A 21,115-nucleotide genomic window follows, 5' to 3' on the forward strand; every position below is an offset into this window, starting at 1 on the left:
TTTTACGCTTTTGTCTGGCCGTAATAGGCGTGTTTGCCATGCTTGCGCTGGTAGTGCTTCTCCAGCAGGTAATCGGGCAGGGGGCTGGCTGCGGGGTTGATCTGGCCGGTGAGCCAGGCCATGCGGGCCACCTCTTCCAGCACCACGGCGTTGTGCACCGCATCATCCGCATCCTTGCCCCAGCTGAAGGGGCCGTGGTTGGCCACCAGCACCCCCGGCATGGTGAGGATGGGGGTCTGCTTGAGAGTTTCGACGATGAGATGACCGGTCAGCCCCTCGTAGTCCTCCTCCACTTCCCCCGGGGTGAGCAGGCGGGAGCAGGGGATCTCGCCGTGGAAGTAGTCGGCCTGGGTGGTGCCGAAAATCGGAATGGCTCGCCCCGCCTGGGCCCAGGCGGTGGCATGGGTGGAGTGGGTGTGCACCACGCCGCCAAGTTCGGGATAGGTGCGATAGAGCACCAGGTGGGTGGCGGTGTCGGAGGAGGGACGCAGGGCGCCCTCCACCTGCTTGCCCGCGAGATCCAGCACCACCATGTCCTCGGCCCGCATCCGCTCGTAGCTGACGCCGCTCGGTTTAATCACCACCAGACCCTGTTCCCGGTCTATGCCGCTCACGTTGCCCCAGGTGAAGGTCACCAGACCGTGGCGCGGCAGATCCAGGTTGGCGGCGAGTACCTGCTCCTTGAGGGTGTTGAGGCTCATGCCAGTGCCCCCCGGTTGTAGAGGGGCTCGGCGGCGGCGCCCCAGGCGAGGTAGCGCTGGTAGAGCCGCTCATACTCGGCGACCCGCACCGGATCCGGCTGGTGGGTGCGCTCCACGGCGCTCGCCATATGGCGCTGGGCATCAGCCACATCACCATGGATCCCGGCCGCCACGGCGGCAAAGATGGCCGCCCCCAGGGCGCAGCACTGATCCGAGGCCACCACCTGGATGGGTCTGTTCATCACATCGGCGCAGGTCTGCATCACAGTCGTTGATTTGCGGGCAATGCCGCCCAGCGCAATGACCTGCTCCACCGGCACCTGCTGGCTCGTCATGCACTCCATGATGCTGCGGGCGCCGAAGGCGGTGGAGGCCACCAGGGCGCCGAACAAGTCGGGCGCATCCGTGCCGAGGTTGATCCCGGTGAGGGTGCCCTGCAGGCGCTGGTTGGCATAAGGGGTGCGCCGACCGTTGAACCAGTCGAGCACCACCGGCAGGTGGGCGAGATCGCGCTGCTGCTCCCAGGCGGCGGCGAGGCTCGGCAACAGTTCCTGCTTGTGGCGCTCGATGGCGGTACGCAGCTCGGGGTATTGGGCGGCGAGGCTCTCAAGGGGCCAGCCGAGCTGGCGCTGATACCAGGCATAGATGTCGCCGAATGCCGATTGTCCCGCCTCCAGCCCCACCATCCCCGGCACCACGCTGCCGTCCACCTGGCCGCAGATCCCGGCAATGGCACGCTCGCCTATGGTGGCCTCGTCCGCGATCAGGATGTCGCAGGTGGAGGTGCCTATCACCTTGACCAGGGCATTGTTGCCGGCACCGGCCCCCACCGCCCCCATGTGGCAATCGAAGGCGCCCCCCGCTATCACCACCTCGCAGGAGAGGTGCAGCCGCTCGGCCCACTCCGGGGTTAGGGTGCCGACCGGCAGATCGGCGGTCCAGCTGTCGGTAAAGAGGGGGAAGTCGAGATCTTCGGTCAACAGGGGATCCAGGGCGTTGAGAAAGTCGGCGGATGGCAGGCCGCCCCAGCTCGGGTGCCAGAGAGACTTGTGACCGGCGGCGCAGCGTCCGCGCTTGAGGGTGGCCGGGGCCTGGGTGCCGCTCAGTATGGCGGGCACCCAGTCGCACAGCTCGACCCAGTTGCAGGCGGCGGCGCGCACTGCCGCATCGGCTCGGGAGACGTGCAGTATCTTGGCCCAGAACCACTCGGAGGAGTAGATGCCACCTATGTAGCGGCTGTAGTCGGGGAACTGGCCGCCGTGGCACAGGGCCGTGATGGCCTCGGCCTCCTCGATGGCGGTGTGATCCTTCCACAGCACGAACATGGCGTTGGGGTTGTCGGCAAACTCCGGGCGCAGGGCCAGCACTCGCCCTTCCTCATCGATGGGGGCCGGGGTGGAGCCTGTGCTGTCCACTCCGATGCCGCGCACGGCGGCGCGCTGCTCGACGGACAGTTGACCGACCACGTTGACCACCGCCTGCTCCATGGATTCGATGTAGTCGAGGGGGTGGTGGCGGAACTGGTTGTTGACCGGCTGGCAGTAGTGGCCGGCCTGCCAGCGTGGGTAATAGACGACATGGGTCGCCAGCTCGGCGCCGTCCTGGCAGCGCACGGCGAGTGCCCTGACCGAGTCGCTGCCGAAATCGAGTCCGATGACTATGGGGTCGGATCTGAGGTGCTCAGACATAAGTGCTCCTGACCATCAATGAGGGGTGACTGGGGGGAACCATAGGAGATGGGCAGGAGGGGCGGTTAGCCATTGGCTGCTGGAAATATGGATTTTAACGCTGTCAGTGCGAGAGGGTGACGGCCATCCAGAAATGGATATGTGACAATTTTGCTAAATATATAGACGAAATGGCTGCAATCTCATGGCGTGATCCTGCTCTCCATTTTTCCATGTGAAAACGATTACAACTTGGTTCGCTCAACCAGCAACAACAATAACATCCTGTTTAAGCATGTTTTTATATGGCTGTGACTTGATTGACTCGACGAACAGCTCTGCGTGGATACATGGATTGATAGCACCGTTGGAGACACTCGCATGAACAAAATCGTTAAAGGCATGATCGCAATGGGGTTTGCCCTTGGTATGGCAAATTCTGCTTTGGCGGCCGAGGCGCTCAAGCTCGGCTACCTGGTCAAGCAGCCCGAAGAGCCCTGGTTCCAGACCGAGTGGAACTTCGCCGACAAGGCGGGCAAGGATCTGGGCTTCGAGGTGATCAAGATAGCCGTGCCCGATGGGGAGAAGACCCTCAATGCCATCGACAGCCTGGCGGCCAATGGCGCCAAGGGCTTCGTCATCTGCACCCCAGACCCCAAGCTTGGGTCCGCCATCATGGCCAAGGCCAACAGCATGGGTCTGAAGGTGATCACGGTGGATGACCAGTTCGTCAATGCCAAGGGCCAGCCCATGGAGCAGGTGCCCCTGGTGATGATGGCCGCCACCAAGATTGGCGAGCGTCAGGGCCAGGAGCTCTACCAGGAGATGCAAAAACGCCAGTGGGACGTGAAAACGACAGCCGTGCTCGCCATCACCGCCGACGAGCTCGATACCGCCCGTCGCCGGGTCGAGGGCTCCCTGGGCGCGCTCAAGGCAGCCGGCTTCCCCGAAGGCCAGATCTACCGCTCCCCCACCAAGGCCAACGACATTCCGGGGGCGTTGGACGCCGCCAACTCCATGCTGGTGCAACACCCCGAGGTCAAAAACTGGCTCATTGTCGGCATGAATGACAACACTGTGCTCGGCGGCGTGCGCGCCACCGAAGGGCAGGGCTTCAAGGCCGAGAACGTCATCGGCATCGGCATCAACGGGGTGGATGCGGTGAACGAGCTCTCCAAGTCCAGCGCCACCGGCTTCCTCGGCTCCCTGCTGCCAAGCCCGGACGTGCACGGCTACAAGAGCATCCAGATGCTCCATGACTGGGTCGTCAACGGTGCCGAGCCTGCCAAGTTCACCGAGGTGACCGACGTGGTGCTCATCACCCGGGGCAACTTCAAGGCCGAGCTGCAGAAGAAAGGGCTGTGATCGCCAACCCTGATACCCATGCCGGCATGGCGGAGTGCGCCGTGCCGGCTGGCTGGAGTCATCTCATGAATCAAGTTCCATATCTGGAGTTTTGCGGCATCAGCAAGGAGTTCCCCGGTGTCAAGGCGCTGCAGAACGTCTCCTTCTCCTGCCAGCAGGGCTCGGTGCACGCGCTGATGGGGGAGAACGGCGCGGGCAAATCCACCCTGCTCAAGATCCTGAGCGGCTTTCAGGCCCCCACCACAGGGGTGGTGAAGCTGGCCGGTCAGGAGAAGGTGTTTCAAGACACGGTCGACGCCCTGGAGAGCGGGATCGCCATCATCTATCAGGAGCTGCATCTGGTGCCCGAGATGAGCGTGGCCGAGAACATCTACCTGGGGCAGTTGCCGACCCGGCGCGGCGTCATCGATCGGGAGAAGCTCTACCAGGATGCGGCGAAACAGCTGGCGCGCCTCGGCATGGATGTGTCGCCTGAGACGCCGCTCAAGTACCTGTCCCTGGGTCAATGGCAGATGGTGGAGATCGCCAAGGCCCTGACCCGGGATGCCAGCGTCATCGCCTTCGACGAGCCGACCAGCAGCCTGTCGTCGCGCGAGATAGATCAGCTGTTTCGGGTCATTCGCCAGCTGCGGGACGAGGGCAAGGTCATTCTCTACGTCTCCCATCGGATGGACGAGATCTTCGCCCTGTGCGATGCCATCACCGTCTTCAAGGATGGCCAGTTCGTGCGCACCTTCGCCTCCATGGCCGAGGTGGACCGGGACCTGCTGGTCAAGACCATGGTGGGTCGGGAGCTGACCGACATCTATGGCTACAGCCCGAGGGCACTCGGCGAGGCGGGCCTCAAGGTAGAGAACCTCATGGGGCCCGGCCTCAAGGCGCCGGTGTCGCTCGAGGTCAGGCGCGGGGAGATCCTCGGCATCTTCGGGCTGGTGGGGGCCGGGCGCAGCGAGCTGATGAAACTCATCTTCGGCGCCGAGCAGCCCCGAGGCGGTGAGATAGCGGTGTTTGGCAAATCTGTGGTCATTCAGAGCCCCATCGACGCCATTCGCAGCGGCATCATGCTCTGCACCGAAGACAGGAAGGCCCTCGGCATCATCCCCATCCACTCGGTGCAGGAGAACATCAACATCAGCGCCCGCCGCCACAAGGCGTGGGGGGGCTTCTGGATAAACCAGCAGTGGGAGGACGAAAACGCGAGGCTCAGGATCCGCGACATGGGGGTCAAGACCCCGTCTCCCCATCAGGCCATCATGAACCTCTCCGGCGGCAACCAGCAGAAGGCCATTCTGGGGCGCTGGCTCTCCGAAGACATGAAGGTGATCCTGCTCGACGAGCCGACCCGGGGCATAGACGTCGGGGCGAAGAACGAGATTTACAACGTGATTTACGATCTGGCCAAGGTGGGCATCGCCGTGGTGGTGGTCTCAAGCGAGCTGCCGGAGGTGCTGGGCATCGCGGATCGGATCCTGGTCATGCGGGAGGGGGAGATAGCCGGCGAGCTTTCCCACGACGAGGCCGACGAGGTCAAGGCGCTCAATCTGGCCATGCCGGCCCGTTGACCCGCTGACTGCAACGAGATAGCACCCGGAATTTTCAGGAGAATAACCATGACAACAACTACCTCAGTCGGTCAGGCCGCCAGCGCCGCCACGGCGAGCGGCACCCGCCTGCAACTGGCCCGCATCTGGGATCAATACGGCATGCTGGTGATCTTCGCCATCCTGTTCCTGCTGGCCTGCGTGCTGGTGCCCAACTTCGCCAGCCTGATCAACATGCGGGGCCTGGGTCTGGCCGTCTCCATGTCGGGCATGGTGGCCTGCGGCATGCTGTTCTGCCTCGCCTCAGGCGAGTTCGACATGTCGGTGGGCTCCGTAGTGGCCTGCTCCGGCGTCGCTTGCGCCGTGGGCATCAACGCTACCGAGAGCATCACGGTCGGCATCCTGGCCGGCATGTCGGTGGGGGTGCTGTTTGGCCTCATCAACGGCATAGTGGTGGCCAAATTCAAGATCAACGCCCTCATCACCACCCTCGCCACCATGCAGATGGCGCGCGGGGTGGGTTACATCATCTCCGACGGCAAGGCGGTGGGCATAGTGGAGGAGGGCTTCTTCGAGCTCGGCAACTCCGCCCTGCTCGGGATCCCGACGCCCATCTGGCTGACGGCGGTCTGCTTCGTGCTGTTTGGCCTGCTGCTCAACAAGACCACCTTCGGTCGCAACACCCTGGCCATGGGGGGCAACGAGGAGGCGGCGCGTCTGGCCGGGGTCAACGTGGTGCGCACCAAGATCATCATCTTCACCATGACCGGGCTCATTGCCTCCATCGCCGGCATCATACTGGCGTCGCGCATGACCTCGGGCCAGCCCATGACCTCCATCGGCTTCGAGCTGGTGGTGATCTCCGCCTGCGTGCTGGGTGGGGTCTCCATGAAGGGAGGCATCGGCAAGATCTCCTACATCATCGCCGGGGTGCTGATCTTGGGGCTGATGGAGAACGCCATGAACCTGCTCAACATCTCCCCCTTCGCCCAGTACGTGGTGCGTGGCCTCATCCTGCTCGCCGCCGTCTTGTTCGACCGCTACAAGCAGGTGCGCAAGGCGCGCGTCTGAGCGATTGCTCCCTCAGGCACCAGATCGGCCCTCGCTGGTCTGGTGCCTCCTTCAAGCAAGCTGTGAGCCAGTTCAATAAATTCACATCAGGCCGCTTGCGAAAATAGGTTGTTTCCACGCCGGATCTCTACAATGGCCCAAGCCGACTTTTTTACCCAAGCGCTGTTTTCCGCCATGTCCTCGATGCAAAAAGAGAAGCCGAAACAACTCAATCCCCTGTTGCCGGGTTACGCCTTCGATGTCTTTCTGGTCTCGGGCATGACCCCCATAGAGCAGGGGAGCGCGCTGGATTTCACCATAGACCGGCCCCAGGGCATGAAGGGCTTCATCGTCAATCTGACCATCAGGGGCAAGGGGCAGATCTTTCAGGGGGACAAGGCCTTCACCGTGGAGCCCGGCGACCTGCTGCTGTTTCCACCGGCGGCCGTGCACTATTACGGCCGGGCGCCGTATGCGCGTGAGTGGTATCACCGCTGGGTCTATTTCCGGCCGCGGGCCTATTGGGCCGATTGGCTCAAGTGGCCCCAGGTGACGGAGCAGGTGGGACGACTACAACTGGCGGACGGCCAGTTGCTCGCCGAATTTGATGCCCTCTTCCTCGACATCGAGGAGACCCACCAGCAGCTGCGCCCCATGTCGGAGCAGCTGGCCATGAACCTCTTGGAGCGGCTGCTCATCCGCTGTTACGAGGCCTCCTCCCAGGACGACTATCCCGCCATCGACCACAGGGTCCACCAGGCGTGCCAGATCCTGAGCGAGTCGCTGTCGGCCGAGATCTCGGTGGAGGCGCTGGCTGAGCAGGTGTTCTTGTCCCCCTCGCGCCTCGCCCACCTGTTTCGCGAGCAGGTGGGGGTGAGCATAGTGCGCTGGCGCGAGGATCAGCGCATCATGCGGGCCAAGCTGCTGCTGCAGACCACGCCGCTGTCGGTCGCCACCATAGGCCAGCAGGTGGGCTATGACGATCAGCTCTACTTCTCGCGGGTGTTCCGAAAGCGGGTCGGGGTCAGCCCCACCGAGTATCGCAAATGCGCCACGCCGCTCTGATAGCCGGGACCCGCGAGCGGGGGAAGCCCCAACAGGGGTGAGTGCCGGCAATGTTTCCTGCCACCAGGAGGGTTCCGACGACGGGACGTGCCCGTCAACATGGCGATCTGATGGCGCCAGTCGCAGCCAAATATCGGCCCGGCGCAGAGCCCGGATCTCGCCGACCCCGACACTGTGCCGCGCCCGGTTCGGCCGGGCAGGGGGCGGGGGGCGAAATCGGCGCAGACAATGGGGGCGCCTTTCCCTTATGCTCTGGCCTTTGCCCTGACCCCGTGATGTCCCGATGAACCGCGCCCCCCTGTTGCTGATGATACTGGTCACCCTGCTGGCCGCCGCCGGCTGGCTCTTCTCGAAAGAGGCTATTGGTGAACTCCCTCCCGCCGCCTTTATCGGCAGCCGCTTCCTGCTGGCCGCCCTGCTCTTGTTGCCGCTCGCCTGGCTGCGCGAACCGCCCCCCAGCCGTTCGCAGCTGCTGCGGGCCGCCGGCTGTGGCACCCTGCTCGGCGCCAGCCTGCTGTGCTGGGTCACCGCCATCAGCCAGAGCGATGCCCTGGGCAGTGGCGCCTTCATCATGAGCGTGGCCACCCTGATGGCGCCGCTCGCCGCCTGGGCGGCGTTCAAGGCCAGACCCGGTCGCCACTACTGGCTCACCCTGCCCGTTGCCATCGCTGGCCTGCTGCTGCTCTCCAGCAGCACCCACTGGGGTGAGACTCACCCCGGCCAAACAGCCGTGTCCCTCTCCCTGTTCTGGTTTCTGTCGGCCGCCGCCACCCTGGGGGTTCAGCTCGCGGTGCACCGCCACTTCGCCCAGTCCATCCCTCCCACCTGGCTCACCTGCATCCAGCTGGCGGTGACCGGGCTGCTCGGCACCCTGCTCTCCCTGTCGACCGAGCAGTGGCCCGCCAGCGGGATCAGCCACGGTATCTGGGGCTGGTTTGCCGCCAGCGTGCTCATCGCCACCACCCTGCGCTACTGGCTGCTCACCCACGCCTTGAGCAAGATGACCACGGCCCACGCCGCCCTGCTGATGCTGCTCGAACCGGTCTGGACCCTGATCCTGAGCACCCTCTTCTACGGCGAGCCCCTGGGCCCCGCCAAGCTGGCCGGCGCCGGCCTGGTGCTGGGCGCCCTGGTGCTCTACCAGCTCCCCCTGCTGCTGCGAAGCCGCAAATTCAAAGCGTCCAACGGATAAGAGGCCGCCCCCAGCCAGAACGGGTGGTTATCGGCAAAAGAACGGGCCTGCACTCGCAGGCCCGTTTTTATGGCTGGATACCCATCCCTTGGCGCTTGTAGATAACGGCCAGAGAAGCATGGGGATCAGCGCAGCTCAGAGGCGGCAGGAAAAATGCTGGTTCACCAGCTGGATAAAGTTGCGCTTGCGTTTGTGTTCGGTCGCCAGTGCCTTGAGCTGCTGATCAAAGTGCTCCTGCCGCGCCTTGTCATCCCCCAGCGACTGCTCCAGCTTGCGCAGCACCGCCACCGCTTGCTCATAGCCATGGTGCTGACCCGTCGCCACATAGCAGGCGGCAACCCGAAAGCGATAACTCATGGCCAGCACAGGCTCTGCCGGCGCTATCCTGTCGGCCAGGGTGAGCAGCAGTTCCGGGCTTATCCTGTGGAGCGCCACCCAGTCGCAGGCATCCTGCACCCTGTCCAGTGCCAGATAGAAGCGCACCAGTGCATCCTGATGGGAGGATAAATTGAAGGGCTGCCTGACGGCGGCCAACGCCTTGAGGCGCTGTTCGACCCAGGGCAACAGGGTCTCATCCTGCCAGGCCAGCTGCTGCTGCAACTGGCGCAGATGCATGAATCCTTCAATATTGGGGAATCGTTCGAAACGGGCCCTGGCCAGGCGCCATGCTCGCCCCTTCTCGCCGAGAGCCACACATAGCGCAATCTCGGCCTCATCGCAGGCATCCTGCTCATGGGGCGATACCGCCCCCTTGCGCGCCTTGGTGAGCCAATACTCTCCCTCCAGCGGCTCCTGATGCTCGCAACAGAGCATGCAGAGCTTGAGCCAGTCCCAGGTACAGCCCGCCATGCTGGCCAGCAGCTTAAGTTCGTGGCGCCAGTCACCGCAGGCTCTGGCCGCCTCCAGCAGAGGGTGGGCGTAGCGCAGCAGCTCCCAGTTACCTTCCTGCTCCTGGTCCTGGTCCTGCTCCCCCTGGGTCAGCGCTCGCTCAAGCCCCTGCTCGCACAGCGCCAGAAAGGCCGGACTTTGAGGGAGGTCACCAAAGGCCTCCTCTTCCGGGAACACATCCATGGGTTGCTCGACAAGATGAGTAAAGAGCCAGTTGACCTTGTCGTGCTCGGACCAGGGCAGCAGGGCAAAGAGCGCGGGGAGGCGCTCGCAGATATCAGCCTCCAGTTCGAAGCGATCACCATTGGAGTCATCTATCTGCAGCAGCACAGTGTTGAGGCGCTTGAGGGCATGATGGGTCAGCTGCCACTGCTGCTCAAGCGGCAGGGCATCGACCCCCTCCCAGATCGCTTCAAACTGTTCGGTGGCCTCGGCGAAATAGTCGCTCACCTCCCGCCATTCCCACATATCCTGTCTGGGCAACGCCTTGTTGATCAAGGTTTTCAGCTTGGCGGGGGAGAGCGCCTGCTCACTCAGATCCACTTTCCTCAGCCAGTGTTGCCAGCGTTTGGGGTTGCGACCGAGCTCATCGAGCAGCACCTCTAGCAGGGCCGGTTGCTCTTGCCGGTCGAAATAGGCACGCAGCCGCGCCCGCTCATCGGGCACCTGCGAAAGCGCCCCCTCCTCGCCGTCAAGACCGGCCAGCTGCCTGTTGAAGGCCAGAGCGGTGGCGACCCCGTGTTTGCAGATCGTCTGATAATCGGCGGCCGGGCAGTTGCAGTGGCTCACCAGCTCGCGCCCAATTGCCAGCCTCACCCGATAGAGGTGACCGCCCTGCACCCGGGCGCTGATGGTCTTGCCATCCTGACTGAGCTGTTGCACCCGCCCTTGACTGAGCAATTGCACCCCTTTGGCAAAGCTGGCCTCGCCGCTCTGCGCCTTGAGCGCGGCAACATCGATCAGTTCATCGGCGTGGTTGGAACTGTGAGTCAAGGGGACCTCCTTCTTTGACGGGGGCAAGTTTGCCTATGATGCATCAACTCAGGTCACGGGCACAGGCAATGTGATCGCCCCTCCTGCTCCTTGCTTTCGGGAACCTCTGATCACGCTTTGTTCATCAGGCCTAGAAGGGAGAGAGATAAAAGTTGAGCCTGGGTGATCAGGCTCAATTGGGGCAGTGAAGGCTGCTCTGAGCAGGGACCGTGCCAGGCACTGCGCAAGGGCGCGAGCTGGTGGTTGGCCAGCAATGGCTGGCCAACCATTGGGCGGTCTGCTCCCTATCCGATAAGCGTGCCCCCGGCAAACGGGCAGAGATAACCGCCGATCTCGCGCCCCGAGAGGGTGCCACCGTCACCTAAGCCCAGCCTTGCGACTCGATAGAGGCGAGCCAGCGATCGCGCGCCTCTGCAGTGCTTGCCAACTCGCTCGAACACCTCTCGCAGGGGGCGGGCGGTGCCATCGGCCAAGGCCTGCCACAGCACTGGCATCATGGTTTCATCACTGGGCGGGATTGGTTGCATGGCGCCTGAGAAGCAGACAAAACAGGGGCTTAGCTTGCCACACTGACCTGGTTGGGGCCAATTGCGGTCGCTTTCATGCTTGGGACTTTGTGAACAAGCCCCCGGGAGGGGGCTTGTCTCGGGTTGACTCAGAGGGCGGCAACCGCCTCTCGCACCAGTTGGGCCAGCTCGTCCCATCGACCTTCGTTGACCAGCTTGGCCGGCACCATCCAGGTGCCGCCGCAGGCGATCACCGAATCCAGGGCCAGATAGTCTGGCAGGTTGGCCGGGGTGATGCCGCCGGTGGGCATGAAACGCACCGGGTAGACGGCGCCGAGGGCCTTGAGCATGGGGATGCCGCCGGACTGCTCGGCCGGGAAGAACTTGAGCTGGCGCAGCCCCATCTCCATGGCCTGTTCGACCAGGCTGGGGTTGTTGACCCCCGGGATGATGGCCATGCCCTTGTCCAGGCAATACTGCACCGTGCTGGGGTTGAAGCCCGGACTGACGATGAAATCCGCCCCGGCGTCGACGGCCGCATCCACCTGCTCGCGGGTGAGCACGGTACCGGCGCCGATCAGCAGGTCTGGATAGGCCGCCCGCATCTGGCGGATGGCCTCGGCGGCGGCCGGGGTGCGGAAGGTGACTTCGGCGGCGGGCAGGCCGTTCTCCACCAGCACCCGGGCGAGGGGGGCGGCGAGGCTGGCATCTTGCAGCGCGATGACGGGGATCACCTTGAGGGCTTCGAGGCGGGGGATGAGATCAGACATGGGAGGGCTCCTTGGCCGTTGGCATATGGGACTGGGGGATGATGGCCCCCGGGTATTGAATGACGGCGGCGGCGAGGCGATGGCCGGCCCGGGCCGCCTCGACGGGGTCGCCCCCTTGCAGGCGGGCGGCCAGATAACCGGCGCTGAACGAATCGCCCGCGGCCGTGGTGTCGACCACCAGGGCGGGGTCGAGCCGCGTCGCCGCCACCTCTATCTGTTGCTGCGCCGTGACGACGAGGCAGGGCTCGGCGCCGCGCTTGATAACGATCTCGGCCACTCCCCGGGCCTGGGTGCGCGCAATGCATTGTGCCAGTGACTCGTCGCCCCAGAGCGCGATTTCGTCATCCTGGGTGAGCAGGGCGATGTCGGTCTGGGCCAGGATGGCGGCGTAGGCCGCCCTGGCCTCTTCCCTGTCGGCCCAGAGGCGGGGGCGATAGTTGTTGTCAAACACCAGCCGGGCGCCCCGGGTGCGGGCGGCGGCGAGGCCATCGAGCAGCCGCTGGCGTGATGGGGGGGGCAGGATGGCCAGGCTGATGCCGCTCAGGTAGATAAGCTCGCACTGGCCGAGCGCGGCGAGAATGGCCTCGGCCGCTGCTTGTTCCAGCCAGTAGCGGGCGGCGGCGTCACTGCGCCAGTAGGTGAAGGAGCGTTCGCCGTTGGCGGCCGTGTCGATGAGGTAGAGCCCCGGCGCCTTGTCAGGCAGGCGCTGCACCCAGTCTGTCTGGATCCCCTCCGCTTGCCAGGCGGTCAGCATCTCGCTGCTGAGTCCATCCTGGCCCAGGGCGGTGACGTAGCGTACCGCCAGTTCGCCGGTCTCGTTCTCCTGCCGCCTGCCCAGGCGGGCGAGGTAGAGGGCCGTGTTGAGGGTATCCCCGCCAAAGCCCTGGGCGAGCAGGCCTTGCCCGGCCTGGCGCAGCTCCACCATACATTCGCCGATCACGGCTATCTGTCGGATCATGGTCGCGACTCCTGCAAAAAGTTAACGGGCGCTCGCCAGCGGGTGGCGCCACATGCGGTACATGGTGTGGCAGTTGACGAACAGAAACGTGGTCTCGATCAGGCTGCCACCGATGGAGCCGATCAGTATGTTGTGGCTGGTCCAGCACAGGCCGCCGGCCAGCATGGAGAGCCGCAGCCCTATGCCCTGGGCCCGGAACAGTCCCCAGGTGCCTATGGTGGTGCCTATGATGGGCAGCCACTGCACCGGGCTGTGGATCCCCGGGATGCCGAGCCCCCACACCAGCAGCAGGAAGAACAGCATCACCCAGGGGCTGCGGGTGCGCCCCGAGGCGATGGTGCGGCCACAACTGAGCCCGGCACTGAGGGCCGCCGTGTTCGCCCCCATGAGCAGGAAGTGGAGGGCGATGGCCCCCTGATAGAGGCACAGTCTCAGCCGAAAGCGCCTGTCGTCCCGTTGCAGGAAGGCGCTCACCCCGACCAGCATGGCGGCAAGGCCGATGCCTTGCGCCAGGGGTTGCTGCTGGAACAGGGTCCAGAGCGGGGTCAGCCAGCCGAGGTCGCCGCTCACAGGGTGACTCCGCTCTTGAAAATGGCCAGCTCCCGAAAGTCGTTGCGCTCGTTGCAGGTCGGCTTGCCGTTGGCGATGTCGACGATGAGGTCGACGAACTGCTCGAGCAGGCGGCTCATGGGGGTACCCTCGATCAGGGAGCCTGCGTTGAAATCGATCCAGTGGGGCTTGCGCCTGGCCAGATCGCTGTTGGTGGCGAGCTTGACCGTGGGGGCCGGGCCGCCGTAGGGGGTGCCCCGGCCTGTGCTGAACAGCACCATGTGGCAGCCGGCGCCGGTCAGGGCGCTGGTGGCCACGGCGTCGTTGCCGGGGGCGCTCAGCAGGTTCAGGCCGGGACGTTGCAGGCGGGCGCCGTAGGGCAGCACGTCCACCACCTGGCTCTGGCCCGCCTTCTGGGTGCAGCCGAGGGATTTCTCCTCCAGGGTCGAGATGCCGCCCGCCTTGTTGCCGGGGGAGGGGTTCTCGTAGATGGGTTGCTGGTGGTCGATGAAGTACTGCTTGAACTCATTGACCATGCTGACCGTCTTGTGGAAGGTCTGCTCATCCTGGCAGCGGGACATCAGGAGGCGCTCGGCGCCGAACATCTCGGGCACCTCGGTCAGCACAGAGGTGCCGCCGTGCTGGATCACATAGTCGGAGAAGCAGCCGAGCAGCGGGTTGGCCGTGATGCCGGACAGGCCATCGGATCCGCCGCACTCCAGGCCGAACTTGAGCTCACCCAGGCGTCCCGGCTGGCGCTGATCTTCCTTCATGCGGGCCAGCAGCTCGGTGAGCAGACCCACTCCATGTTCCACCTCGTCGTCCTGCTGCTGGCACACCATGAAGCGCACCCGAGACTCATCGATGTCGCCCAGCGTCTCCCTGAAGGCGGCGATCTGGTTGTTCTCGCACCCCAGCCCCACCACCAGTACCCCACCCGCATTGGGATGATGGGCCAGGTTTTGCAGCAGGGTACGGGTGTTGAGGTGATCCTGGCCGAGCTGGGAGCAGCCGTACTGGTGGCTGAACAGATGGACACCATCGATGGCTTGGAGATCGGCGTCTCGCTCGAGGCGTTGCTTCATCTGCTTGGCCAGGGCGTTGACGCAGCCGACGGTGGGCAGGATCCACAGCTCGTTGCGAATGCCGACCTGGCCGTTGTGACGGCGGTAGATCTGGATCTCCCTGTCCGGCAGCGCCGTGCTCACCTCGACCAGCTCTGGCTGATAGCTGTACTCGTCCAGATCGCTGAGGTTGGTGGCCAGGTTGTGGTGGTGGATATGCTCCCCCGGGGCGATGGCGGCGGTGGCGTGGCCGATGGGCAGGCCGTACTTGATGATCTGCTCTCCCGGGGCGAGGGGGAGCAGCGCGATTTTATGGCCGCGGGCCAGGGGCAGCCCCAGGGTGAATGTGGCGCCTTGATGCTCGATGACCTCGCCGGCGGCGAGGTCGCGCAGGCTGACCAAGACATTGTCAGCGGGATGGATACGGATGACGGCTTGCATGATGACTCCTCAGCAGCAGGCGGCCAGCGCCGCGCGCAGCCCCTGCTCACGAATGGCGGTCAGGCAGTGATCTATGCGTTCGACCAGGCCCGGGATGTCGCACAGGGACTGACCCCAGTGATCGCTGTTGGCGAGGATCTCGCGCACCAGCTCGCCCTGGGCCAGCTCGCCGCGCTCGACTGCCGGCCAGAGGCGGGCGTACGCATCGAGCCAGGGCTGATCGTCTTGCAGGGGATAGGGGTGTCCCTCACGCTCGCCACGATAAAACGCCAGCAGGGCGGCCAGTGCGAAGCTCAGGCGCGGCGGCAAGCCCCCTTGTTGTTGCTGGTAGCGCAGCAGCTGCGGCAGCAAACGGGTACGGAACTTGGTCATGCCGTTGAGGGCGATGGCGAGCAGCTGATGCTTGATGAAGGGGTTGCGAAAACGGCTCTGTACGTCATGGGCGAAGGAGAGCAGTTCCTCTTTGGGCAAGTCCAGGGTAGGCACTATCTCGTCGCTCATGATGCGCAGCACGAACTCACCGACCTGTTCATCGGCCATGGCTTCCCCCACTGTATCCAGCCCCGCCAGGAAGGCGACCGGTACCAGGGCGGTGTGGGCGCCGTTGAGGATGGCGACCTTGCGCTCCTTGTAGGGCTTGATGTCGGAGACGATGCGGATGTTGAGGGCCTGATCGGCGGGCATCTGGTCGAGGCAGAGGGCTTGCTCGAGCCAGGCCGGCCCCTGGATAACTAGCAGGTAGAAGTGCTCGGCGGTGACCACGAACTGATCTTGATAACCAAACTGTGCCTGCAGCTCGGCGTGTTCATCCCGGGGGAAGCCGGTGACGATGCGATCGACCAGGGTGGAGCAGAAGGTGTTGTGCTCGTGCAGCCAGGTCTGGAAGGCGGCGGGCAGCTGCCACTTTGCGGCGTAGCGCAGCACCAGCTCGCGCAGGGCCTCGCCGTTGTAGTCGATGAGCTCGCAGGGCAGCAGCACCCAGCCCTTGTCGGCGGCGCCGTCAAAATGGGTGAAGCGCTCGAACAAGAGGCGGGTCAGCTTGGCCGGGAAGCTCACCGGCGGCGCGTCGTCGAACTGGTCGCCCTCATGGTAACTGATGCCCGCTTCCGTGGTGTTGGAGAAGAGGAAGCGGATATCGGGGTTGCGGGCCAGGGCCAGCACCTCGTCGAACTGGCGATAGCAGTTGAGCTCGCGGTTGACGCTGCGCACCAGGCGCTGGGTGCTGACCGCCTCGCCCGAGGCATCAATGCCGCGAATGACGGTGGTGTAGAGGCCATCCTGGGTGCTGAGGCTGGGGGGAAAGTCGCTGTCGATGGGACGCACTATCACCACGCCGGCATCGAGGCGGGTGTGTTCGTTGAGCAGGTCCAGCTGCCAGTCGATGAAGGCGCGCAGGAAGTTTCCTTCGCCAAACTGGATCACGCGGTCCGGATACTGGGCCCCCGGGAAGGCATCACGATTCAGGCGTTGCATCTTGTTTTCGTTCCTCATGGGGGAGCGGCCCCTGTTACTGGTATGCGTTGGGTGAGATGAGTACGGCGCGGTTTGACTCAAATGGGCGCCGTTGGCGGCGAGGGTGCGTTGCCCCCGCCGTCCGTTGAACCCTCAGTTCAGTTCGATGGCAAAGTAGTCCCGGGCGTTGTTGAAGCAGATGTTCTCCACCATGGCGCCGAGCAGGGCCAGATCGGCCGGTGCCTCTCCCTCTGCGACCCAGCGCCCCACCATGCGGCACAGGATGCGGCGGAAATATTCGTGGCGGGTGTAGGAGAGGAAGCTGCGGCTGTCGGTCAGCATGCCGACGAAGCGGCTGAGCAGGCCGAGCTGGGCGAGCTGGGTCAGCTGACGCTCCATGCCATCCTTCTGATCGTTGAACCACCAGCCTGAGCCGAACTGCATCTTGCCGGGGATGTTGCCCCCCTGGAAGTTGCCAATCATGGTGCCCAGCACCTCGTTGTCCCTGGGGTTCAGGCAGTAGAGGATGGTCTTGGGCAGCGCATCCTGACTGTCCTGGGCATCGAGCAGCCTGGAGAGCGCCCGGGCCATGGGGGCGTCATTGATGGAGTCAAAGCCGGTGTCCGGTCCCAGGGTCAGCAGGCGGCGGCTGTTGTTGTTGCGCAGTGCCCCTATGTGGTACTGCTGCACCCAGTCCCGCCGCTTGTACTCCCCGGCCAGATAGATAAGCACGGCGCTCTTGAAGGCGGCTACTTCATCGGGCGCCAGGGGCTCGCCTCCCAGACGGCGAGCCAGCATGGCGTCGAGTTCCTGCTCGCTGGCCTGGCCAAACAACACCTCGTCCAGGGCGTGGTCCGCTATCTTGCAACCGTGGGCGGCGAAGTGATCCAGCCGGATCGCCAGGGCATGGGTGAGATCGGCAAAGCGGCGGATCTCGACATCGCTCACTTCCCCCAGCCGGGCCAGATAGTCGGCAAACCCCTCGGCCTCTATGTTGAAGGCCTTGTCCGGCCGCCAGCTCGGCAGCACCTTGATGTCGAAGCCGCTGTCCGCGGCGATGGCGGCGTGGTGGCGCAGATCATCGACGGGATCATCCGTGGTGCCCGCCATCTTGACCTTCATCTGCCGCATGATGCCGCGGGCCGAGAACTCGGGACGGGCCAGCTTGTCGTTGCAAAAGTCCCATATCTCCCGGGCCGTGTCCGGGCCCAGCAGGGTGCCGGTCAGGCCGAAGGGGCGTTTTAGCTCGAGATGGGTCCAGTGATAGAGGGGGTTGCCTAGGGTCTGGGGCACGGTGCGCGCCCAGGCCTCGAACTTGGCGTAGTCGTCGGCATCTCCGGTGCAGAACCGCTCGTCCACCCCGTTGGATCGCATGGCTCGCCACTTGTAGTGGTCACCCTTGAGCCAGATCTCGTACAGGTTGGCGAAGCCGTGGTCCTGGGCGATGAGCTCGGGAGGCAGGTGGCAGTGGTAGTCGAAGATGGGTTGCCCGGCGGCGAAGCCGTGATAAAGCTGGCGAGAGAATTCGGTGTCCAGCAGAAAGTCATCTGTCATGAAGGCGGTCATTCGGCTTGCTCCGTACGAGATATCTCGGTGAGTGGGCTAGTTGTTGGACCAATTATTCGCCTTGCCAGACATCTCGTCCAGTCACTTTGAGCCAAAAATCCCAGCCAGGTCACAAAATCCCCCCGATTGGACTGAAATGGCCTCTTATGGCGCTGTTCTGGCGGCGACATGGCGCCAAGGCTCTCACATGCGGAATGATTTGGAGCCGTTAGGTGCCTGTCAGCCCATTGCAATGGCATAAAATGTGACCCGAGTTGGGTTTATGACTGCCGGTCTGTGGGGGTATTCGTTTTTTGTGATGGCTCTCAACATTCATAGATGTTCTACCAATTACAGTTGGCACCTCGAAGATGTAGGACATTAAGACTGACTCCTCACGGAAGAGGTCTAGCAGATAACAACACACACTTGAGGTCCCGCTCCAATGAAGATGAAAACCCTCACCGCCGCCATCCTGATGGCCGCCCCGCTGGCCCTGGCCGCCTTCTCTTCCCACGCCATGGACAGGGTCACCCTGAAGCTGGCCCATAACCTGGATACCAACCACGTGGTCCACCAGGCCCTGGCCGAGATGGCCAAGGAGATCAGTACCGCCTCCGACGGCAAGATGAAGCTGCGTATCTACCCGGGTGGCCAGATGGGCGGTCCGCGCGAGACCCTGGAGCTGCTGCAAAATGGCGCCCTGGACATGACCAAGGCCAGCGCCAGCGAAATGGAGCCCTTCTCACCGGCCTTCTCCATCTTCAGCCTGCCTTATCTGTTCAAGGATCAGGCCCACTTCAACAAGGTGATCTATGGCCCGGTCGGCCACGCCATGATGGCGGAGACCCGTGACAAGGGCTTCGCCTCCATCGCCGCCTATGTGGCCGGAACCCGCAGCTTCTATGCCAACAAGCCTATCCAGACCCCGGCCGACATGAAGGGCATGAAGATCCGGGTGGTCGCCACCCCGACCACCATCAAGCTGATCGAGCTGCTGGGCGCCGCCCCCGCCCCCATCCCGTTTGGCGAGGTCTATACCGCGCTCCAGCAAGGGGTGATTGACGGCGCCGAGAACAACGAACCCTCCTATGTGCAGACCCGTCACGTGGAGGTGGCCAAGTTCTACGCCGAGGATCAGCACACCGCCGTGCCCGACTTCCTGGTGATCTCCACCAAGGTGTGGGACAAGCTCTCGGACGAACAGAGACAGATCCTGGAGACGGCGGCCAAGCACTCCGAGACCCATCAGCAGGCGCTGTGGGACAAGGAAGTGGCGGCATCGCGCAAGCAGGCCGCCGAGGCGGGCGCCACCTTCATCCAGGTCGACAAGGAGGCCTTCCGCACCGCACTGGCCCCCCTGTATGAGGATTTCCGCAAGGATCCGGTGCGTGGCGCCTGGCTTGGCAAGATCGAGAACGAAGCAGCCCAGTAATCATGAGGAGAGGGCGGCCCGCGCCGCCCTCTCGGGAGAAGTGCAATGCGTCTTGAAAAGTTCAAGCGACCGATAGACAGGTTGCTCGCCGGGTTCACCGTCACCGTGATGTCCATGCTGGTGGTCTGTGTGGTGTGGCAGGTGTTCAGCCGTTATGTGCTGTCGCAACCCAGCACAATGACGGATGAGATAGCCCGCTTCAGCATGATCTGGGTGGGGCTGCTCGGCGCCGCCTATGCGACCGGCAAGCGCCGCCACCTCAGCATCGACCTGTTTGTTTCCAACCTCAAGGGCAGCCGAAAGCTCATCAACCAGCTGTTCGTGGATCTCTGCGTGCTGCTGTTTGCCGGCAGCGCCATGGTGTGGGGCGGGCTGACCCTGGTGGCCAAGGTCTACAGCACGGGCCAGGTGTCCCCCGCCATGCAACTGCCCATGGCCTATGTCTATGTGGTGCTGCCGCTGAGCGGCCTCATCATCTGCTACTACTGCGTGCTCTACATAATGGAGACCCTGCTCGACAGCCTGGCTCCCACCCCCGATCTTGCCCCCTCAGAGGAGAACATCTGATGGATTGGACCATAGCTCTGGTCATGTTTGGCTCCTTCTTCGTGCTGGTGTTTGCGGGGGTGCCCATCTCGTTCTCCATCGGTCTGGCGACCCTGGCCTCCGGCCTGATGATGCTGCCCCTGGAGACCATACTGGCGGTGATCGGCCAGAAGATGGCGACCGGCCTCGACAGCTTCTCCCTGCTGGCGATCCCCTTCTTCATCCTGGCGGGGACTCTGATGAACTGCGGCGGCATCGCCCAGCGGCTCATCAACTTCTCCCAGGTGCTGGTGGGGCGCATGCCGGGCTCACTCGGCCACGTCAACGTCATGGCCAACATGCTGTTTGGCTCCATCTCCGGCTCGGCGGTGGCCGCCGCCGCGGCGGTGGGGGGCACCATGGCGCCCATGCAGAAGAAGGCGGGTTATGATCCGGCTTATTCTGCCGCCATCAACGTGACCTCCTGCATCTCGGGTCTGCTGATCCCTCCCTCCAACGTGCTGATCATCTATGCCCTGACCGCAGGCGGCATCTCGGTGGCGACCCTGTTCATGGCGGGCTATGTACCCGGCATCCTGATGGGGATCAGCATCATGGCGGTCGGCACCATCATCGCCAAACGCCGCGGCTACCCCGTCGCCGAGCGTCCCTCCTTCGCCGTGGTGATGCGCGCCTTCTGGGAGGCCATCCCCAGCCTGCTGCTGGTGGTCGTGGTGATGGGCGGCATACTCGGCGGCATCTTCACCGCCACCGAGGCCTCCGCCATCGCCGTGGTTTACACCTTCGTGCTCTCCGTGGTCATCTACCGCGAGGTCAAGCTCAAAGAGCTGCCGGCCATCATGCTCGATTCCGTCATCACCACCGCCATCGTGCTGCTGCTGATCGGCATCTCGGTGGGCATGTCCTGGGCCATGACCAATGCCGACATTCCCTATACCATCAGCGACGCCCTGATGAATGTCTCCGATAACCCCCTGGTTATCCTGCTCATCATCAACGTCATCCTGCTGATCGTCGGCGTCTTCATGGACATGACGCCGGCCGTGCTCATCTTCACCCCCATCTTCCTGCCGATCGTCACCGAGCTTGGGATGGATCCGGTGCATTTCGGCATCATGATGGTGTTCAACCTCTGCATCGGCCTCTGTACGCCGCCGGTCGGCAGCGCCCTGTTCGTGGGTTGCTCCGTCTCCGGGGTCAAGCTGCAGTCCCTCATCAGGCCCATGCTGCCCTTCTTCTTCGTGCTGTTGCTGAGCTTGCTGGCGGTGACCTATATACCGTCCCTGAGCCTGTTCCTGCCGGGGCTGTTCGGCATGCATTGAGGATCAAGACGCACGAGTGAGCCGCTGGCTCACTCGTGCATTTTGGGTTAAATTGGTATAACAAG

The 21,115-nt window shown here is 63.8% G+C and carries 17 protein-coding genes; 8 read left to right on the forward strand and 9 right to left on the reverse strand.

Annotated elements, in window-relative coordinates; genetic code table 11:
• Positions 1-2 precede the first annotated feature (2 nt).
• On the reverse strand, positions 3-701 hold the full coding sequence (locus ACW5W4_RS15175) for an L-ribulose-5-phosphate 4-epimerase (protein ID WP_456689932.1): 699 nt from the start codon (positions 699-701) through the stop codon (positions 3-5).
• Complete coding sequence (locus ACW5W4_RS15180; protein ID WP_456689933.1) at positions 698-2,389, reverse strand: ribulokinase; 1,692 nt, start codon at positions 2,387-2,389, stop codon at positions 698-700. Before ACW5W4_RS15180 ends, ACW5W4_RS15175 begins: the two co-directional genes overlap by 4 nt.
• Before the next feature lie 360 nt (positions 2,390-2,749).
• On the opposite strand from ACW5W4_RS15180, the gene ACW5W4_RS15185 reads away from it, so the two are divergent.
• The 5 genes from ACW5W4_RS15185 (at position 2,750) to ACW5W4_RS15205 (ending at position 8,581) form a co-directional block, all read left to right on the forward strand.
• Positions 2,750-3,733: an arabinose ABC transporter substrate-binding protein gene (locus tag ACW5W4_RS15185; RefSeq protein WP_456689934.1), complete on the forward strand. Its 984-nt coding sequence runs from the start codon at positions 2,750-2,752 to the stop codon at positions 3,731-3,733.
• 65 nt (positions 3,734-3,798) lie between these two features.
• Positions 3,799-5,295: an L-arabinose ABC transporter ATP-binding protein AraG gene (gene araG, locus ACW5W4_RS15190; RefSeq protein WP_456689935.1), complete on the forward strand. Its 1,497-nt coding sequence runs from the start codon at positions 3,799-3,801 to the stop codon at positions 5,293-5,295.
• 48 nt (positions 5,296-5,343) lie between these two features.
• Positions 5,344-6,345: an L-arabinose ABC transporter permease AraH gene (gene araH, locus ACW5W4_RS15195; protein ID WP_456689936.1), complete on the forward strand. Its 1,002-nt coding sequence runs from the start codon at positions 5,344-5,346 to the stop codon at positions 6,343-6,345.
• Positions 6,346-6,477: 132 nt separating this feature from the next.
• Positions 6,478-7,389: an arabinose operon transcriptional regulator AraC gene (gene araC, locus ACW5W4_RS15200; protein WP_456689937.1), complete on the forward strand. Its 912-nt coding sequence runs from the start codon at positions 6,478-6,480 to the stop codon at positions 7,387-7,389.
• Positions 7,390-7,672: 283 nt separating this feature from the next.
• Complete coding sequence (locus ACW5W4_RS15205; protein ID WP_456689938.1) at positions 7,673-8,581, forward strand: DMT family transporter; 909 nt, start codon at positions 7,673-7,675, stop codon at positions 8,579-8,581.
• A gap of 135 nt (positions 8,582-8,716) precedes the next feature.
• Here ACW5W4_RS15205 and ACW5W4_RS15210 read toward each other — a convergent pair whose 3' ends face one another.
• The 7 genes from ACW5W4_RS15210 to uxaC all read right to left on the reverse strand — a co-directional run bounded on the left by ACW5W4_RS15210 (position 8,717) and on the right by uxaC (position 17,768).
• Entirely contained in the window at positions 8,717-10,462 is a 1,746-nt protein-coding gene (locus tag ACW5W4_RS15210) for an SWIM zinc finger family protein (RefSeq protein WP_456689939.1), read from the reverse strand.
• A 655-nt stretch (positions 10,463-11,117) separates the two neighbouring features.
• Positions 11,118-11,738, reverse strand: a complete 621-nt coding sequence (locus ACW5W4_RS15215) for a bifunctional 4-hydroxy-2-oxoglutarate aldolase/2-dehydro-3-deoxy-phosphogluconate aldolase (protein WP_456689940.1) — start codon at positions 11,736-11,738, stop codon at positions 11,118-11,120.
• A complete protein-coding gene (gene kdgK / locus ACW5W4_RS15220) occupies positions 11,731-12,696 on the reverse strand; it encodes a 2-dehydro-3-deoxygluconokinase (protein ID WP_456689941.1) in 966 nt (321 codons plus the stop codon). Before kdgK ends, ACW5W4_RS15215 begins: the two co-directional genes overlap by 8 nt.
• 21 nt (positions 12,697-12,717) lie before the next feature.
• A complete protein-coding gene (locus ACW5W4_RS15225; RefSeq protein WP_456689942.1) occupies positions 12,718-13,266 on the reverse strand; it encodes a YgjV family protein in 549 nt (182 codons plus the stop codon).
• Positions 13,263-14,750, reverse strand: coding sequence for a UxaA family hydrolase (locus tag ACW5W4_RS15230; protein ID WP_427260495.1), 1,488 nt, complete (start codon positions 14,748-14,750; stop codon positions 13,263-13,265). The genes ACW5W4_RS15225 and ACW5W4_RS15230 overlap by 4 nt, the downstream gene beginning before the upstream one ends.
• A 9-nt stretch (positions 14,751-14,759) precedes the next feature.
• Positions 14,760-16,223: a tagaturonate reductase gene (locus tag ACW5W4_RS15235; RefSeq protein WP_456689943.1), complete on the reverse strand. Its 1,464-nt coding sequence runs from the start codon at positions 16,221-16,223 to the stop codon at positions 14,760-14,762.
• Positions 16,224-16,355: 132 nt separating this feature from the next.
• Positions 16,356-17,768 carry a glucuronate isomerase gene (gene uxaC, locus ACW5W4_RS15240; protein ID WP_456689944.1) on the reverse strand — a complete coding sequence of 471 codons (1,413 nt, stop codon included), beginning with the start codon at positions 17,766-17,768 and terminating at the stop codon, positions 16,356-16,358.
• A gap of 424 nt (positions 17,769-18,192) precedes the next feature.
• On the opposite strand from uxaC, the gene ACW5W4_RS15245 reads away from it, so the two are divergent.
• Genes ACW5W4_RS15245 through ACW5W4_RS15255 form a run of 3 tightly spaced genes read left to right on the forward strand, consistent with a single transcriptional unit; the run spans position 18,193 to position 21,050 of the window.
• Positions 18,193-19,182 carry a TRAP transporter substrate-binding protein gene (locus ACW5W4_RS15245; protein ID WP_408796403.1) on the forward strand — a complete coding sequence of 330 codons (990 nt, stop codon included), beginning with the start codon at positions 18,193-18,195 and terminating at the stop codon, positions 19,180-19,182.
• Between the two features lie 45 nt (positions 19,183-19,227).
• Positions 19,228-19,749, forward strand: a complete 522-nt coding sequence (locus ACW5W4_RS15250) for a TRAP transporter small permease (RefSeq protein WP_456689945.1) — start codon at positions 19,228-19,230, stop codon at positions 19,747-19,749.
• Complete coding sequence (locus ACW5W4_RS15255; protein WP_456689946.1) at positions 19,749-21,050, forward strand: TRAP transporter large permease; 1,302 nt, start codon at positions 19,749-19,751, stop codon at positions 21,048-21,050. The genes ACW5W4_RS15250 and ACW5W4_RS15255 overlap by 1 nt, the downstream gene beginning before the upstream one ends.
• Positions 21,051-21,115 lie beyond the last annotated feature (65 nt).

The organism is Aeromonas crassostreae (assembly GCF_054052445.1).